15 protein-coding genes are annotated in these 16,989 nt (G+C 41.8%); 7 read left to right on the forward strand and 8 right to left on the reverse strand.

Translation table 11 applies throughout. From position 1 onward, the window contains the following. Positions 1-122: 122 nt before the first annotated feature. The 4 genes from DWW23_RS08380 to DWW23_RS08395 all read left to right on the forward strand — a co-directional run bounded on the left by DWW23_RS08380 (position 123) and on the right by DWW23_RS08395 (position 2,457). Positions 123-647: a DUF6125 family protein gene (locus DWW23_RS08380; protein ID WP_122352821.1), complete on the forward strand. Its 525-nt coding sequence runs from the start codon at positions 123-125 to the stop codon at positions 645-647. Positions 648-702: 55 nt separating this feature from the next. Next, positions 703-1,146 carry a VOC family protein gene (locus DWW23_RS08385; protein WP_122352822.1) on the forward strand — a complete coding sequence of 148 codons (444 nt, stop codon included), beginning with the start codon at positions 703-705 and terminating at the stop codon, positions 1,144-1,146. A gap of 198 nt (positions 1,147-1,344) precedes the next feature. Further along, positions 1,345-1,890: a flavodoxin gene (locus DWW23_RS08390; protein WP_122352823.1), complete on the forward strand. Its 546-nt coding sequence runs from the start codon at positions 1,345-1,347 to the stop codon at positions 1,888-1,890. Between the two features lie 6 nt (positions 1,891-1,896). Beyond that, positions 1,897-2,457 (forward strand): flavin reductase family protein, encoded by a 561-nt coding sequence (locus DWW23_RS08395; RefSeq protein WP_122352824.1) that lies wholly within the window; start codon positions 1,897-1,899, stop codon positions 2,455-2,457. 135 nt (positions 2,458-2,592) lie between these two features. Here the strand turns inward: DWW23_RS08395 and DWW23_RS08400 are convergent, their stop codons facing one another. From DWW23_RS08400 to DWW23_RS08410, 3 genes are all read right to left on the reverse strand, one after another. After that, positions 2,593-3,750 (reverse strand): acyltransferase, encoded by a 1,158-nt coding sequence (locus tag DWW23_RS08400; protein ID WP_122352825.1) that lies wholly within the window; start codon positions 3,748-3,750, stop codon positions 2,593-2,595. 144 nt (positions 3,751-3,894) lie between these two features. After that, positions 3,895-4,461, reverse strand: coding sequence for a Crp/Fnr family transcriptional regulator (locus DWW23_RS08405; RefSeq protein WP_122352826.1), 567 nt, complete (start codon positions 4,459-4,461; stop codon positions 3,895-3,897). A 109-nt stretch (positions 4,462-4,570) separates the two neighbouring features. Further along, complete coding sequence (locus DWW23_RS08410; protein WP_122352827.1) at positions 4,571-5,170, reverse strand: MarC family protein; 600 nt, start codon at positions 5,168-5,170, stop codon at positions 4,571-4,573. Positions 5,171-5,261: 91 nt separating this feature from the next. Here DWW23_RS08410 and coaW point away from each other — a divergent pair, with 91 nt between their 5' ends. Then, a complete protein-coding gene (gene coaW, locus DWW23_RS08415) occupies positions 5,262-6,104 on the forward strand; it encodes a type II pantothenate kinase (RefSeq protein WP_122352828.1) in 843 nt (280 codons plus the stop codon). Positions 6,105-6,151: 47 nt separating this feature from the next. Here the strand turns inward: coaW and DWW23_RS08420 are convergent, their stop codons facing one another. Continuing rightward, positions 6,152-6,376: a winged helix-turn-helix domain-containing protein gene (locus DWW23_RS08420; protein ID WP_122352829.1), complete on the reverse strand. Its 225-nt coding sequence runs from the start codon at positions 6,374-6,376 to the stop codon at positions 6,152-6,154. Between the two features lie 218 nt (positions 6,377-6,594). Here DWW23_RS08420 and DWW23_RS08425 point away from each other — a divergent pair, with 218 nt between their 5' ends. Then, the gene (locus DWW23_RS08425; RefSeq protein WP_122352830.1) at positions 6,595-7,440 is read left to right on the forward strand and encodes an AraC family transcriptional regulator; all 846 of its coding nucleotides are present in this window, start codon (positions 6,595-6,597) and stop codon (positions 7,438-7,440) included. Here DWW23_RS08425 and DWW23_RS08430 read toward each other — a convergent pair whose 3' ends face one another. The 3 genes from DWW23_RS08430 to DWW23_RS08440 form a co-directional block, all read right to left on the reverse strand. Then, a complete protein-coding gene (locus DWW23_RS08430; protein ID WP_122352874.1) occupies positions 7,441-8,202 on the reverse strand; it encodes a LytTR family DNA-binding domain-containing protein in 762 nt (253 codons plus the stop codon). A gap of 134 nt (positions 8,203-8,336) precedes the next feature. After that, positions 8,337-12,197: a TIM-barrel domain-containing protein gene (locus tag DWW23_RS08435; protein ID WP_122352831.1), complete on the reverse strand. Its 3,861-nt coding sequence runs from the start codon at positions 12,195-12,197 to the stop codon at positions 8,337-8,339. Positions 12,198-12,304: 107 nt separating this feature from the next. Then, the gene (locus DWW23_RS08440; protein WP_122352832.1) at positions 12,305-14,002 is read right to left on the reverse strand and encodes a histidine kinase; all 1,698 of its coding nucleotides are present in this window, start codon (positions 14,000-14,002) and stop codon (positions 12,305-12,307) included. Between the two features lie 153 nt (positions 14,003-14,155). On the opposite strand from DWW23_RS08440, the gene DWW23_RS08445 reads away from it, so the two are divergent. Further along, positions 14,156-15,331, forward strand: a complete 1,176-nt coding sequence (locus DWW23_RS08445; RefSeq protein WP_122352833.1) for a VWA domain-containing protein — start codon at positions 14,156-14,158, stop codon at positions 15,329-15,331. A 76-nt stretch (positions 15,332-15,407) separates the two neighbouring features. On the opposite strand, the gene DWW23_RS08450 is transcribed toward DWW23_RS08445, so the two are convergent. After that, positions 15,408-16,970 (reverse strand): TlpA disulfide reductase family protein, encoded by a 1,563-nt coding sequence (locus tag DWW23_RS08450; RefSeq protein ID WP_122352834.1) that lies wholly within the window; start codon positions 16,968-16,970, stop codon positions 15,408-15,410. Positions 16,971-16,989 lie beyond the last annotated feature (19 nt).

Here is a 16,989-nt window from a genome sequence, read left to right on the forward strand (position 1 = left end):
TGTCCTGCCTTCGCTGTTCGTTCCGTTTTCCCGTCTTGTTTATGATATTCATTTGAATTTTGTTTACTTTTGATGTGTCGGAATTAGTATTTAATTGAAACATCTTTTTAGTTCGAAAAATTATGACAGATCTGCTTGACCTATTGACGAAAGAAGAATTAAAAGATCTGGTAAGAATATATGCCAGGAATATTTATGCTCTTGACGGAGTGTGGTTTCAGTCCGTGGAAGCGGAATGTGGGATGGATGACGCTATGTTGCATGATAAGCAAGCGTGGACGAGGTTTACCCGTACCGAGGCATTAAGAATTAAGAACTTTCTGAACCTTCCTGAAAAGCCGGGGCTCGACGGACTTGAGAAAGCGTTAGCTATTCGGTTTTCGGCTTTGGCAAATCTTTCTGTGGATCTTTTCAGGGAGGGCGAGTCGCTGATCTACCGGGTGAATGTTTGCAGAGTACAATCAGCCCGAAAAGATAAAGGAATGCCTTATCACCCTTGTGCGCCGGTCGGTTTTATCGAACATGCCGGCTTTGCCAGCGCAATCGATGAAAGAATCGTTACAGAAATGGTTAGTTGTTTCCCAGATGTAACAGACCAGTCATGTGCTTGTTGCTGGCGGTTTACGATCAGTAATTCGTCTGATTGACTATATTTGTATCTTGATTATAAGAATCTAATTACAAACCATTAATCAGAAAACAATGAAATTCAGTAATGTAAGATTATTAGTAAAAGACTTCGCTAAATGCTTCAGATTCTACACCGAACAGCTTGGATTAGAACCAGCCTGGGGAGATGAAAATAGCGGATATGCCAGTTTTAAAGTAGCCGAAGGAATAGAAGGCTTCGCCCTTTTTGTATCTGACTGGATGGCACCATCGGTAGGTAATGCCGATAAACAGCAGCCCGTAGCGATGCGCGAAAAATCAATGGTCTCTTTCTGTGTAGATAACGTAGACGAAACCTTTGCCGCCCTAAAAGTAAAAGGCGTGACGTTTATCAGTGAACCTACGGATATGCCCGATTGGGGAATGCGTACCCTGTACCTGCGCGATCCCGAAGAAAATCTTATAGAACTCTTTACCCCTTTGGCTGTGGAGCAATGTAGCCAGGAACTCCTCGAAGAGGATAAGAAATTTCAATAAGAGATATTGCTAAAAAGAAACGGCTTATGTAAGTGAGCCGGACGAATGACATTTAATGAACCCTATAGTGATGCTGCTATGGGGTTCATGCATTTAAATTTACCAGTAATTTGGGTTAGATAATCAGTGATTTATATACTTTTATATTGGATACTATTCTGTAATTTTGTGTCATAACAATAAAAATAAGAATTGCATATGACAACAATAAAAGTTAAAGGTATGATTATGGCAGTGATCATGATGTTATGTATCCCCATAAATGCACAGACGCAGAGTGATAAGACATTGGTCGCTTATTTTTCGGCAACAGGAACAACGGAGAAAGCTGCTAAGTTGATTGTAGAAGTTACAGGTGGAACGCTCTACGAAATACAACCTGAAAAAGAATATGTCGCTGCTGACCTGGATTGGCATGACAAATCCTCGCGTAGCAGTGTAGAGATGTCAGATGCCAAATCACGTCCTGCATTGAATTCCAAACCTGAGAATTTTGCAGATTACGATACCGTTTATATAGGTTTCCCTATTTGGTGGAATTCTGCTCCGAGAATCATCAATACTTTTATTGAGAGCAATGATTTTGCAGGCAAGACAATTATTCCGTTTGCAACATCGGGTAGCAGCAGTATTTCTAATGCAGAAAAAGAGCTGCAGGAAACCTATCCTGATTTGAAATGGCAGAAGGGCCGACTTTTGAATGGTGCGACAAAGGAAGATATTAAGAAATGGACTAAAAAATAAATTATTATGAGAAAGAATTTTGGGTCAAAGCCCTTTACTTATCCGCAGCCGGTGTTTATTATCGCTGCTTATGATGAAAACGGTACTCCCAATGCTATGAATGCCGCCTGGGGTGGTATCAGCGAAATGCATGAAATTAGTATTTGTATCAGTGGGGGACATAAAACAACAGCAAATATCCTGAAGCGTAAAGCTTTTACCGTGAGTATGGCAGAAGTTGGGCAGGTGGTTGCCTGTGATTACGTGGGTATTGTTTCCGGTAATAGAGTTCCGGATAAATTCGCCCGTGCAGGTTTTCATGCTACCCGTTCGGAGTTTGTGGATGCACCGTTGATTGACGAATTGTCTGTAGTGCTGGAATGTAAATTGAAGGACTATAACCCAGAGACCTGTATTTTGCGAGGTGAAATAATAAACGTAAGCGTAGATGAGCGCGTTCTCGACGAAAGCGGTAAAGTGGATGTATCCAAAGTATCTCCCATTATATTCGACCCGTTCAATAACGATTACCTGGAAGTGGGTAAAAAGGTGGGTAATGCTTTTTCGGATGGTAAGAAATTGAAATAGGAATTGAATTGTTGAACCGGTAAAAGAAAGTAAAGTGGTAATCATAATCGTTGATTTACACCGGAAACTAACTTTTTTTTAACAAAAAGCCCCGGCTTTTCGTCCGGGGCTGAAAAATAAGGATTCTTATTAGATTTATCCTACAATATATTTAGCCTTTTTACCGGCTACTTTGTAGATAAGGTAAACAATTGCCCATGAAACACTGAATGCCAATACCGCAGCACACGGGATTTGCATACACACCGGAATGCCGATCGTACGCATCACGATCACACTTGGGCCGGTGAAGAAAAAATGCACCATATAAACTCCGAAACCGCAAAGTGTCAGGTTTGCCAGTGCTTTCTGTACAGTCAGCGACTTTATATTCACTTTCTTGACCAGCATAAAGATTGGAGCTGTCATCATAACGACGTTCAACGAGTTATAAGTGAAGAACAATTCCAATAATTCGTCACTGAATTCCGGTAATGAGGTTACATGGCGGAATCCGAAGAATGTAACGGCATAACCGATAACGAACATAGGGATACCGATCGCCAGTATCTTGCCGACAGGCCATTCTAGTTTACGCAGATAATGCCCTAGCATCAGATAACCGTTGAAACCGGCAAAATAATATAACATACCGTATGAGTTCCAGGAACAGGTTCCCCATAAGTACGGCGATACATATTCATAATAATAAGGAAGAAGTGTCGTTATTCCCCAAGCTACCAGGAACCAGAGCTTGGCCTTGTCGGAAGCTTTCTCAACCCAGGCGGAAAAGATAGGCAGATACAGATACAAACCGATCAACAGATAGATATACCACATATGCACATCCAGCAGGGAAAAATTGAGTGGTATTTCAGCGATGTTCTTCAACGATACACTCAAAGATTGCTGGGTAGCTTCTTCACCGGAGTAGGGAAAAAAGTCAAGTATCACATCCGGGTTAAGTCCCAACACCCCAGTAAACCAAGGGAACAGATTATACAGAACCGACCAGATCAGGAACGGCCATAACACACGTGGAATACGTTTTTTATAGAAAACAGAGGCTTCTCCTTTTATCGGCAGAAGCAATGCTCCGGTGATCATTACGAATAAAGGAACACAGGGACGGAGAAATGCTCCGTAGGCAGCTCCCCAGAATTTTATCTCTCCGATATTATCGGGTATTTCTCCTGTGTAAAAATTAAAAGGATCGGCGCAGTGACAACATACGACAGTGAACATCGCGACGAATCGCATTACATCCAGCCAGACAATATGGTTGCCTGCATTAGGAAGAGTTTTGTTTTCCATAAGATTAAAATATAAGTTTCTAATTTATCTATCTACTTGTAAGTATCCGGCATAAAAAAGCCTTTTCAATTTTCTTATCCGTTTGAAAAGGCAAAAGTACGTTTCCTGCTAAATTCAATTTTTGCTCTATGGCAAAAAATGCAGTTATATCTTTTGGGAACGTATCCGGCTTAACGTGTAAATGGATATTCCCAGAAAAGCCGCTACATATTTCAGTTTGACACGGTTGATCAGCCGGGGAAAATATTTCATAAAACGATCGTAGCGTTCTTTCGGGGATAGTTGTAACCGATCCACAAAGATATGGGTCAGATTGTTGTATCCATGCTGGTGTACGATACGCCCCCAGTTGGCGATATCGATGTAATTTTCATATAATTCGTTCAGACGAGAAATGGGGATGACATAGATTTTGCACCGTTCAAGTGTCTCCACACTTTCAGCCGAGGGTTGATTATAGTATAAAGACCCCATTCCAAAAGTTATATCGCCTTCCTCGCTGAACCAGGTGGTTGTTTCCGTTCCATCATGCAGGAAAAAGGAGCGGGTGATCCCTTCTTCAATAAAATAGACATTATGATCAACAGAGCCGGAACGCACAATGATTGTATGTTTAGGATAGATTTCTTCGTGCATACAGGATAGAAGAGCCTCCAATGCCTCATCTGAAACCGGGTATATTTCTTTTATTCTTGTTGTTATATTTTTCACTGCTGGATAATCACTTAATTTATCATTACCGGATCAAAACTAACAAATTGTATTTACATTAAGTCATTAATTACCTGCTTTTATTTGTGAAACGGATAGATATTTACTTTTATTGATTGTGCAAAGCCTCGATAAGTAGAGTTATGTTAGCAGTGAACAACCTGACGGAGATAGCCAGCAGGATGATACCAAAGAATTTACGAATGATGTAGATGCCTCCTTTCCCTAGCAGATGTTCCACTTGTTTGGTCATACGGACAACGAAATATACCCACAACATATTCAGTATCAAAGCTACTACAATATTGATGTTGGCATATTCGGCCCTTAAGGAAAGGAGTGTAGTGAATGACCCTGCCCCTGCCAGCAAAGGGAATACGAGGGGTACCAATGTGGCTTCTTTGATCGGTCCGTTGTTTTTAAATATCTCGATATCCAGTATCATTTCCAGCGACAACAGGAAGATGACAAAAGCACCAGCTACGGCAAATGACTCTATATCCACATGGAAAAGTTTCAGCAGAAAATCTCCGGCATAAAAGAAGCCGATCATCAGGACAAAAGAAATGATCGTAGCCTTTAAAGCATTTACATCTTTACCTTTTTCCTTCAGATTTATAATGATAGGAATGGAGCCAATTATATCGATTACTGCAAAAAGCACAATAAAAGCACTGATCATTTGTTGGAAATTAAATTCTGCAAACATATGTGGTCCTCCTTTTTTTAAGTTTCTCCCGTGAAGATACTAAATTTCAATGAGAAGACGTATCTTTGATCCCGATATTAACAAAAAAGTTATGGGTATAGTAATTGGTATAGACGTGGGAGGGAGCACAACCAAGATCGTTGGCATAGACGGTAAGGAGATCAGGAATCCGATGTTTGTCAGGGCAACCGACCCGGTAACATCCTTGTTCGGCGCTTTTGGAAAATATCTGTATGACAATGACATTCCTCTTTCTGCCATTGAGCAAGTGATGCTTACCGGTGTGGGAAGTGCATCTATCAACCAACCTTTGTATGGCTTGCCGACAGCCAAAACGGATGAGTTTCTGGCAAATGGGTTGGGAGCACAGTATATGACACAACTGGATAAACTGATTGTTGTCAGCATGGGGACAGGTACTTCTTTCGTAAAAGTGGACGGAACGAAAATAGAGCATATCGGCGGAATCGGTATCGGAGGAGGAACAGTGCTGGGATTATCCCGGCTATTATTGAAAACGCAGGATTTCCATCAGGTGGTTACACTTGCTTTGAAAGGGAATATCACGAATATAAACCTGCAGATTAAAGATATCTGTAATATACCTTTGCCTGGTTTACCGTTAGACGCAACAGCATCTACATTTGGCAAAGCAGATGCAAATGCTTCGCAGGAAGATGTCGCGCTGGGTATTATTTATATGGTACTGCAATGTATCGGCCAGTCGGTGATCCTAGCTGCTTTAAATAGTGATATACACGATTTTGTTTTGATTGGGAATCTGACCAAACTACCTCAGTGCAAGGATATATTCCCCCGTCTTGAAGATATGTACGGAGGGCGTTTCCACATACCAGATTATGCAGAATACCGGACAGCGATCGGGGCGGCACTGACCTATATAAATAAAAGAAATTATCTCAACATCAGCTGAATAAAAAAACTCCGGAAAGTTAAATACGACTTTCCGGAGTTCCTGTTTTATCCGAAGTAAAGACCTTGTAAAACGCCGTTACTTACATATATCTGCCCGTTTTTACGCTGTATGTAGATTTTGTTTTCACGTGCCAGCCAGCCGATAGCTATTGTCGTATCTTCGTGGCTTTGGTCAATCCGTCTGCTAAGTTCTGGTATTGTCAGTTCTCTTCCTTCATTCAACACATGCCAGATTTTTCCGGCATTTTCTCCGATCTTCTCTAGTTCCATAATTATAATTTATTAGATGTGATACATGTCCTCTTTGTATTAAAACAAAAGAGAACTCTTTCGGTTCATTTTTTCTTTCTTTGTTTAATCGTTTGCAAAGTACACTGATTTGAAAAGAATGGTCAATTCCTATTATTGGGTTTCTATGTTCTGTTTTTGCGATTATTATTGTAGAAAAATCAAATATGCTATCTTTGAAAATCATAAATCGATGAAATATGGGGGCAAACATACAAATATTTGACATTCCTGCGGACTTTATTGCTGGTGACAATATATCCGGAGATATGCTGAATCGATACGTGCATTTTTCATGCAAAATGAAAGCTGCGCTTTTTGCTCTATGTGTTAAAGGTTCTGTTAAAGTCACCATCAATTTATCCGAACATAACATAAAGGAATATGATTTCGTCACCTTGACACCTGATTGTTTTGTGCAGATCAATGAGGTATCGGCGGATACCCATTTCTTTTATGCCTGCTTTTCACAGGAATTTATGGATAATAACAACCTGATCTTAACAACGATCCGGTTACTTCCCATGTTGGCGGAAGAACCTGTTATCAGTTTGTCGGCAGACATTACCCAACTGTATATGGATTTATTCAAGCCTTTGATCCATGCTTATTCTTTTCCCTGTACATTGGAGAATAAAGATATCATCAAATCCGTATTCACCATTTTCATACAAGGAACAGCCGAATTATACAAGAATCACGGGAAATGGAAAAACCAGTTACGAACACGCGGCAAGGAGATGTGCCGTGAGTTTATCAAATTAGTCATGTCGCATTATACGACACAACGCAATGTCGCCTTTTATGCGGAACAACTCGGTGTGACCGTCTCACATTTCTGTTCGACCATCAAGAAAGAAACGGGAAAAACGGCTTTGGAGATAATAACGGCGATCGTGCTGATGGATATCAAAGCGCAACTCAAATCGACGGAACTCCCTATCAAAGAGATTGCTTTCTCGTTAGGATTCAATAATATGTCTTTCTTTAACCGGTATTTCAAACGGCATACGGGCATGACTCCTCAGGAGTATCGCAACAGCTAATTACTGAGATTTCAGCAAACGAAGGAAATCATCTTTATAACTGGTAGAGACTTCTATCTCTGTACCATCATCAAGTACAACATAGCCCCCGGAACTTTTATGATAAGATTTGATGCAATGGAAATTTATGATATGTGATTTATGTACACGGACAAACGGGAATGGGAGTATTTCACTGAAATGCTTCAGAAAGCGGCAAACCATCTTCTTGCTTTTATCTTTTAAATAAATATCGGTAAAATTCCCGTTACCCTGTAACCGGATGATATCTTCCATCCTGATTACTTCAAATCCTTCAAGGGTGGGGAGGATAACCTGGCGTTTCTCAGGTTTGGGTTCCCGTAGGTTTTCGACCAGTATTTTGTTCCGGTTGAATATTTCCCTGTTTATGATATGCTGTTGTACCTTGTTTACGGCTAATATCAGTTCTTCGATGCTGACAGGTTTTAGCAGATAGTAGGCAGCACTCTGGTTGAGCGCACGAAGCGAATACTCAGAAAATGCTGTGACAAAGATGGTCTCAAAATAAAGGTCCCTACAACCTTCCAGCACATCAAACGCATTACCGTAGGGCATTTCCACATCAAGGAATACTAATTGAGGTTCCAGTTCGTGCAACAGGGGAACGGCAGATTTACAGTCGTGAGCTTCCCCGATCACTTCGACTGCCGGACAATATTTCGCCAGATAATTTTTCAGCGCTTCACGGGCAGCCGATTCGTCTTCAACGATCACACTTCTTATTTTTTGCAGCATTTCCATATCAGCGTTCTCTTGGTCATTCAACAATTTAACTGATTTCACTCTGACAAAGATAATATAATCGGTCATAAAAAATCCCTTGCCCCGGCATAAATGTCCGGAACAAGGGATCGGGATGCTTTATCTAAGATTACTTAGAACTTACACATATTTAAGTCTTTATCTACCAGTATGCCGTCAATGGCTTTCAGGTTGAATTTGACTTTACGTTTTGCTTTCAACTTCAGGATGAATAAATCGGCTGTTCCTTCCAGTGTTTCCTTATCGCCGAGATTCACGAATGTTGGATACAAGGCTTTTTGGCCGCTTGTATGCAGACGGTCGTAAGTCAGATTTTCCATGACCTTCAGGTTCAATGGCTCTATACCTGCAAATTCGTAATCTTGCTGGTCGTAAGGCAGAGCAAAGCTCAATCCGTTGACTGCTTTCAAGTCTATACCCTTCACCTTTACTTCAACGATTTCGTCTTTGTTGTAACTCTGTTTAGGAGTGCTGATCTCGATCGTACCGGCTGCCTTTTCCGTGCCCTGTTCTTCGATGCCACCATCCAGTTGGGTAGCGACAACGGAAATATCATACGCATCGATCAAACCGTTCTGGTTGATATCTCCGGCACTTACATAATCGAAATCGCTGTCACCTTTGCGTAAACCGGTATAATTCATATAAGAAGTAAGGTCATTATTGTCGATCTTCTTATCATTGTTGATATCACCCGGCAGATAGCTTTCTGTTCCCGGAACTTTGAATACATATAATTCGCGCCCTGAACCGTAGTTACCGACACCTTCCGTTACATTCAGCTTGATGTAGCGCGCTTTCGGTTTTTCTTTGAATTCGAATATCTTTACATCGCCGTTACGTTCAAATTTGAAGGAATCGACCGGTGTCCAGTTTTCCTTGTCCATACTATAAGATACGAAGCCTCTCAGCATGGTACCGTTTCCACCGTCCTGACGGGACAGGTAATGGAATTTATCCAACTGGTTGACTGTACGCAGGTCAATGATTATATCGAACGGAATAGCGTTCTTGCGATATTTTGTATGGAACATGTCGCCAAGTTCTGCAAAGTCGAACAGGCGGAATATTTCAAAGCCTCCCTGTTCTTCCGCCGTCACTTCGCCACGGATGCCTTTAATGGCAAATTCAAGCGGATTGGATTTTGTTTTTACGCTGAAAGAAGCCCAATCGGAATAACCGTCTTTGTTAATCGAACGGATTTTGAATGTATAATCTGTTTCAGCATCCAGTCCGTCAAACAACAATTCCGTATTCTTGATAGTCGTGTACAGCATACCGTTGAATTCAATTTCATAAAAGTCGGCGCCAGCTACTTTGCTCCATGTCGGTTTCAACGTATAGGCTTCTGTGTTCTCTTCTGTAACCTGTGCGGTAGGTGCTGTCAGCGTTCCGGTTGAAACACGGTGGCTGTTGCCCATATCGAATTTGTAGCCTTCGAAAGTAACTGTCGTCATATTTTCCGTAATATCTGTTGCCGCTAATTTTACCAGCAACTGCGGGTTCTTGGTGATCGTTACCTTTTCAAAGTCGCTTCCTTTCGTCGCAAACTTATTCAGGTTAGGAGCCGCATCGTAAAAATAAACGTTTTCACCTTTCAGATATTCGTCCATTGAACGGGCTTCTGTCAGTTTAACTTTGTCTTTACCTATTTTAGCAGCGATCTTTTTCGGCATTTCGGAAACGTTGAAATGGAGTTCTGTCGCTTTTTCCTTCACGAAACCTTTAAAATCTCCGGTAGACGGCTGGATCGTGACAGTTACATTATTCTTATTGCCTACTTCTGCTTCGATCTGTGTCGTTACGCCTTCACCATTCAGATAAGCCTGTGTAATACCATCATCGTCATATTCCGTAAATGAGCTGTAACCGTCCGGATAGATTTCATAGATCCGCAGGTTCTTATTGATCTCAGCTACATTATTATTCGGATTTGTCATCGGAATGATAGCACCGCTTTTTACAAAGACCGGCAGTTTCCACAGTGGGGAAGCGAAGTTATTGACCACGCAATTACCGGCATATTTCTCTCCGGTGAAATAATCGACCCAAACACCTTCCGGCAGGTAGATACCATCACGGATATCATTTCCTTTTTCGTCAGCCTGCGTTTCCTGATAGATAGGAGCGACCAGAAAGTAGGGGCCGTACATAAACTGGTATTCTGTCGCTTTACCATAGGTATAAGGATTCGGATATTCCAGAAACATCGCACGGATCATCGGCTTGCCATCCACCGCTTCTTTAGCGATGCTATAGGCATAAGGCATCAACTCCGATTTCATTTTCAGATACCAACGGTTAATAGAGGTCGCCGGTTCGCCAAGGGCGTGCGGATATTTCTCATTCGCACCCCAACCGTCCATATTCAACTCCATCGGTGTCCATGTCTTCCATTGGAAATCACGGGTGTTCATCGCCAGGTTCTTTCCGCCGAAGATACCGTCCATATCAGAAGTGATATTCGGTTGTCCGGACAATCCGGAACCAATATATGTCGGGATATGAAAACGGATATATTCCCACTGGCCACCTGTCTGGTCGCCTGACCAAATGCCGGCATACCGTTGCGTTCCGGCCCAACCATCCAAAGAGATGATAAAAGGACGGGCATCATTTCCATAATAAGGCATGATGTGGCCTACATCGGATACACCATTCAGGCCGAATGAATAACCGGCACCAACCCATGCCACGTCTGTTTTCAAGACACGAACCCCGGCATCACGCACTTCTTTTACGATATCACGTTGCAACAGGGCACTGACTTCTGCCTTCGGATGCAAGTCCGATTGTGTCCAGAGTCCGATCTCCACACCGTTCTTATGGGCATAATCAGCCAGGTTTTTCAGGTTCTGTATATTTCCGTCCAAAGTCTCTGTCTGTCCGTATCCGGCACCGTAACCGTCATTAGGCAACAACCATCCGAGCGGCATATCATGGTTTTTATAGCGGTCGATTACGGCACGGGCAGAGAACTGGTAATTGTTCTTTTCCCCGTTCAATGATTCTTTGATACCGCCATTGTCTTTCTGACTTTCTTTATAACGTTTACCGTCTTCAAAAAGGATTCCTTTTTCATCTTCTACCCAATAGTCGCGGTTATAGGCATTCAAATGTCCCTGGTAGAAACCAAACTTCGGTAATAAGACTGGGTTTCCCGTCAGTTGATAGAAATCGTTCAACAAAGATACTGCACCATCACTGACCATATAGAACGCATCCAGATAATCGGTATCATGGGACAGCATTACGGTTCCTTTTTCCGTTGCACCGAAATCATATTTACCAGGTTTGAATGTGTACCACATAAAACCATAACCGTTGGTCGACCAGTAATAAGGGGCAGGAGAGGCAACACCTCCATCCGTCCAACTGTTCTGGTTTTCAATCGCAATCGCTTTCCCTTTATGAGAGAAGCGTCCGTTTTGCACACCGCCGCCATAGAAGTATTCACCCGGATTTTCTTTCAAAGTAAGGATTGTTTTCCCTTTGTCATAAAGAACCGGTTTTACTTCTTCGAATGCCACTTTATCTGTGACCAGATTGATCACTTTCAGCAGGGAAGTATTTTTATCCAGTTCCAGTCTCATTTTATTTGTGCTGATAGAAATAGTGTTATTATCTTCTTTCAGCGTCAGCGGAGAGATGTTCTTTCTGGGGTTATCAACCAGGATCTGTGCTTCCGGTTTGGCTTCCGGATCACGAAGGATTCCGCCATTGACATCCTGGAACATTCTGAAGATGTTCTCCCCGTAAAAATCATAAGTCATTCTCTGATTGTCGGAGAACAAGACTTCTACTGTTGTAGGATTGATCTGTTTCACACCGACAATTTTTTTATCCTGCTGCATTTCTATACATACATTGTCGGCTTTTTGTATGGCTAGCATGGATAATGGAGAAAACAAAGGAAAGGCAAGAGCGAGTATAAGCACTTTCTTTTGCTTCATTTTTCTAATAGTGTCATTCATGTTTATCTGTTTTAACGAATAAATGATTTAAGCAACAAACTTACTGGTTATTATTTTTATGAGCAAAAAATAATAAATATATCGAATAATAAAAATACGTTCTATAATCAGACAATAAGGGGGAAGCGTAGCAGGACAATCACACCGGTATCTTTCCCGTCGTCTTCTTTTTCAGTTATTTCGATCGTAATATGCATATTATACAAACTATTCAACAGTTTTATACGTTCACGGGTATTGGTAAGTCCCCGCGAATGATGCTCTTTCTGATGACGTGTTTTGAGTTCGTTACTTTTTTTCAGGCCGATGCCATTATCTTCTATTTTGACACAAAGACTGCTGCCTTCTGCCTTGACGGACAGGTACAGTAACCCGCCGGACTCCTTGTAGCGCAGGCCGTGCCATATTGCATTTTCCAACTGGGGTTGTATCAGCATATTGGGAACAACAATATGATCGGAGTCGAGTGATTCGTCCACATCTATCTTGTAGACAAACTTATCGCTGAAACGCATATGTTCCAGATCCAGATATTCCTTTAGTTGTTCCAACTCCGTCGAGAGGGGGGTAAAATCCTTATTGGAGTTTTCCAGTATATTCCGCATCAGACGCGAATAGGAGGAAAGATATTTGTTTGCCTCCAACTCATTGTTCTGGGCGATGAACTGGTTGACACTGTTCAGGCTGTTGAAGATGAAATGAGGGTTCATCTCACGACGCAACGACTGAAGAGCGATTCTCTTATTCTTTCGCCGGATAGAGTACCAGGCTTTTACGGTGAATACCAGAAAAATAAGGATCAAGACGATCGAACCTATCAATACATAATTGAATGTGTTTTTCTTTTTGATCAGTTCGTCTTTCAGAATACGTTCCTTTTCCAGTTGGGCGATCCGTGCTTCATGTGCCTGGAAGAATTTCTGATCGATCAACGTACTGTCCGATTTGACTAACGGTTCCAACTGTTCCATAAAGTTAGCATACAGATCCAATGCTTTCCGTGATTGGTTATCTTTCCGATACTGGTCGACCAACTGCTCCAGACTTTTCTTCGCTTCCATAGTGTGGCCTTCCTTCAATGCCATATCATAAGATTGCTGGAGTGAGGCTATCGCCCTGACTTTTTGACTGTCGGCAGCATATACTTTAGCGATTTCCCGTTGTACTTTAATCGTTTCCACCGGTTTATCCTTCACTTCATCCAATATACTGTTCAGGTTGCTGATAGCGGCTTCCTTATTATTCATTACCAGATTGACATTTGCCATCTGATGGAAAGCGGCAACGCGGTCTTCCTGCTGTTCCGGCCTGTTGGATGCGTTCAATAATTTTATATTGCTCTTGATATAGGGGGATTGCGCCATTGGATCAGAGAAATTCTTTAATCGGTTGACATCATTGTTATTTAACTCCCTGAACTCCTCATTCCGTGATAAGTGGGCAGCACTTGCATAACTGAGAATGGCAGCATCTATCTTTCCCAATGTTTCCTGGATACGACCAATCTCCCGGTCCACACGGGCTGTCTTTTCTTTGTCTTTCAGTTTGTCATACAGTTTCCTGGCATTGAGGAGGTAATTCTCGGCTTTTTCATATTCGCCCTGTTCGATCAGTGTCTTTGCCAATGCTTCATAATCGCTTGCCACCAAATCATCCGATTTACCACTTTCCAGCGAAGTTGACAGTTTCATGACGGCACTTTTCGCACTTCTTTTCAGTACAGGAGGTATCGAATCCTGCGCCATCGTAGCCGTAGAAAAGTTGCCAAGCACCCATATTGTCAGATATATGATCAGTCTGTTCATTGCATGTTTGATTGAGATTGTAAAGTAAGCATATGTAAAACATTTATATCCTATATTTCACCAACTCAAAACGCCGGTTCACCCATTCTTCCCGGAATCCTAAATTCTAACATCTTATTTTTGAGCCATAAACCTATTAAAAAATTTCCGAATATGAAAAGAATTGTTCTACTATGCATTTTATTTACAACATTAACAGCTGCTATAGGCTGTATGTTGGAGGCAAGAAACATGAAAACGTCGACAGAACCTGCCGGTGCTCCGGTCGTAAGTGCTGTCACTGCTAAAAAGATAAAAATACAAGTGGCCATCCTGTTAGATACTTCGGGCAGTATGCAGGGATTGATCGAACAGGCGAAGTCCCGCTTGTGGAATATTGTCAACACGCTCACCACCCTGAAATATAAAGGAGAAACACCGGATATTGAAATAGCGTTGTACGAATATGGCAATTATAAGCGATACGATGGTGATTATATCCGCCGGATTACTCCACTGACAGTCGATCTCGATCTGATCTCGAAAGAATTGTTTGCCCTGACAACCAGCGGAAGTGAGGAATATTGTGGTACGGTTATCCAACGTGCCGTGAAAGAACTGGAATGGGGGAATGACAAAGCGGACATGAAGTTGGTCTATATCGCCGGAAACGAAGAGTTTACCCAAGGTAGTATTTCCTATAAAACGGCAATAGCCAAGGCACTGGAAAAGGATATTTTTGTCAACACGATCCATTGTGGTAGTGAAGATATCGGAATACGTGACTTCTGGCAGGATGCAGCATTAAGAGGAAACGGAAAGTTCTTCAATATTGATGCCAATGCGACCGTCAGAGCCATCAAAACTCCTTTCGATCCGCAGATCATTTTATGTAATGACAAGTTGAACGATACGTATATCGGTTACGGTGCAGTCGGAAAAGAACGTAAAGTGAATCAGACTGTTCAGGATAGAAATGCGGGATCTATTTCATCGGCCAATTATACGGAACGGGCAGTCAGTAAATCCAAGGCTATCTATAAAAACACCTCCTGGGATCTGGTCGATAAGGTGAAAGAGGATAAAGATGCTTTGTCACGTATAAAAAAGGAAGAGTTACCGGAAGAACTACGAAGTAAATCTCCGGAAGAACTGAAAACTTTCATCACGCAGAAAGAGCAGGAGAGGTCTCTGATCCAGAAAGAAATCAGTGAATTGGCTATCAAACGTCAGATTTATATCGATGAACAACTGAAGAAGGAAGGAGAAAACAAAGGAGATGATCTGGGTAATGCGATTACAGAGTCCATTCTTGCGGTAGCAAAAGTGAAAGGATATACAGCTGAATAGGAGCAATCCTGTTATTTATGAGGGCGTCAAAAATTTATGGCGCCCTCGTGATTCTTTCCCAGGACGCCATGTTTCCTTATTCATTTGTCAGCGGTAAGCCTAAAATCTTGAAGCAGGAATCGCAATCACTTTCGATGAAATCGACTGTTTTTGTACCTGCAGGAAGGGGCGGAAAATAGAGTTTAAAGGCCTGTTCTCCTGATTCAGGCATGGTAAAACGTTCGTCCGGTGTAATACCGTCTGCCGATTTAAGTGTGAAGTGCGTACCGTTCTCGCTTTTCAGATAAGTATCTTTGCTGATGCTGACCCAATATCCCGGAGCATTGAACGCCTTCATGTGAAAGACTGTTTCAGTGCCGGTCAGTTCTATTTTATTGATCTCTACCGTTTCGGTATTACTGGATTTTTCAATAGGAAATTCGATGATCGTCGTATTCCCATCCTTTTTTACAGACATGACACGATTAGCCTTGTTTACCCATTTGTTGAGCTTACGTTTGAGCAGACCGTTGCTATATCCGCTCCAGGAATGCAAAATGATTCCTTCGGGTGAGATAATAACATAATGAGGTATTCCTCTGACGTCATATTTAGCTGCCAGTCCGCTCATACCTCCGAAATCATTCAGGTTTACCCACGACATATCTTTCGTTTTCGAAATTTCTTTCCAACCTTTTTCAGTGTCTGTGCTCAGGCTGATAACGGTTACTTTGTCTTTCATGGTTTCGGATATCTCTTTCATTTCCGGCAAAGCCATCATACAAGGACCGCAACCGCGGCTCCAGAAATCGATCAGGAGGTATTTCCCTTTGTAATCCGCCAGATGATGTACATTTCCTTCCAAATCATACAGGTCGGCATCGGCCATTTCATCGCCGGTTTTGACTGTAACAGGCGGATATAAATAGACGGAAATCTCTTTGCCTACTGCTGATTGTTTCTCGTCATCGGAGAGTTTTTCATACAGGGCGAATACTTCTTTTTTGTACGGAAAATCTTTCATATATTTCATTTCCATACTTAATCCCCGTAATTTATCCATCCAAATCGTTTCTACAGGAGTTTGCTGCATAATACCAATCTCTTTTTTAGAGATAATGTGTCTTACTGAATCCTGTTTTTTTTCTACTTCGGCCATTTCTTTTTTCAGTTTGTCACTGTCTTCCGTAGATAGATTTCCGGATCGTAGAAGAGAAATTTTCTTCATTCTTTCAATGGATAATTCCTGGTCCAGGTTGGTTTCGTCGAATGTCGCCTGCTTATATCGGTTCAGTATTTGTTGTTCCTTGATATTACTGGATACATCCCAGGTACGTAGCAGTTTATTATTGCCGCTTACAGTACAGACAGCATTCGGAGCCACCCATACATCCAGCCAGGTATTAGGGAAATCTTTATCTCTTGCCATAAGCATTACTGCTTCCGGTTTATCTTCCGCTGTTTTCTCCCTGAAACAGAAAGATTCATTAAATACAGTGTCCTGAGCGATCGAACTCATGACCTGTCCGTCACTTCGAAAGAGCATTATCACGGTACTGTCTTTTAGTCCGGTTACTGTCCCTTTTATTGTAAACTCGTTTTGTGCTTGTGCGGATACCGCAAAGATGAGCGATATACCTGCAAAAAGTGCTTTTACCATGTTTGTATAAATTAAGCAA

Origin of the sequence: Parabacteroides sp. AF14-59 (genome assembly GCF_003479515.1) — a bacterium.
Lineage (GTDB): Bacteria > Bacteroidota > Bacteroidia > Bacteroidales > Tannerellaceae > Parabacteroides > Parabacteroides faecis.

Bases quoted from the DNA above. Each gene is read 5' to 3' on its own strand.
- DWW23_RS08425 (WP_122352830.1), top strand. From the start codon at position 6,595: ATGGGGGCAAACATACAAATATTTGACATTCCTGCGGACTTTATTGCT.
- DWW23_RS08380 (WP_122352821.1), top strand. From the start codon at position 123: ATGACAGATCTGCTTGACCTATTGACGAAAGAAGAATTAAAAGATCTG.
- DWW23_RS08395 (WP_122352824.1), top strand. From the start codon at position 1,897: ATGAGAAAGAATTTTGGGTCAAAGCCCTTTACTTATCCGCAGCCGGTG.
- DWW23_RS08400 (WP_122352825.1), bottom strand. From the start codon at position 3,750: ATGGAAAACAAAACTCTTCCTAATGCAGGCAACCATATTGTCTGGCTG.
- DWW23_RS08445 (WP_122352833.1), top strand. From the start codon at position 14,156: ATGAAAAGAATTGTTCTACTATGCATTTTATTTACAACATTAACAGCT.
- DWW23_RS08430 (WP_122352874.1), bottom strand. From the start codon at position 8,202: ATGGAAATGCTGCAAAAAATAAGAAGTGTGATCGTTGAAGACGAATCG.
- DWW23_RS08385 (WP_122352822.1), top strand. From the start codon at position 703: ATGAAATTCAGTAATGTAAGATTATTAGTAAAAGACTTCGCTAAATGC.
- DWW23_RS08435 (WP_122352831.1), bottom strand. From the start codon at position 12,197: ATGAATGACACTATTAGAAAAATGAAGCAAAAGAAAGTGCTTATACTC.
- DWW23_RS08420 (WP_122352829.1), bottom strand. From the start codon at position 6,376: ATGGAACTAGAGAAGATCGGAGAAAATGCCGGAAAAATCTGGCATGTG.
- DWW23_RS08450 (WP_122352834.1), bottom strand. From the start codon at position 16,970: ATGGTAAAAGCACTTTTTGCAGGTATATCGCTCATCTTTGCGGTATCC.
- DWW23_RS08440 (WP_122352832.1), bottom strand. From the start codon at position 14,002: ATGAACAGACTGATCATATATCTGACAATATGGGTGCTTGGCAACTTT.
- coaW (WP_122352828.1), top strand. From the start codon at position 5,262: ATGGGTATAGTAATTGGTATAGACGTGGGAGGGAGCACAACCAAGATC.
- DWW23_RS08410 (WP_122352827.1), bottom strand. From the start codon at position 5,170: ATGTTTGCAGAATTTAATTTCCAACAAATGATCAGTGCTTTTATTGTG.
- DWW23_RS08390 (WP_122352823.1), top strand. From the start codon at position 1,345: ATGACAACAATAAAAGTTAAAGGTATGATTATGGCAGTGATCATGATG.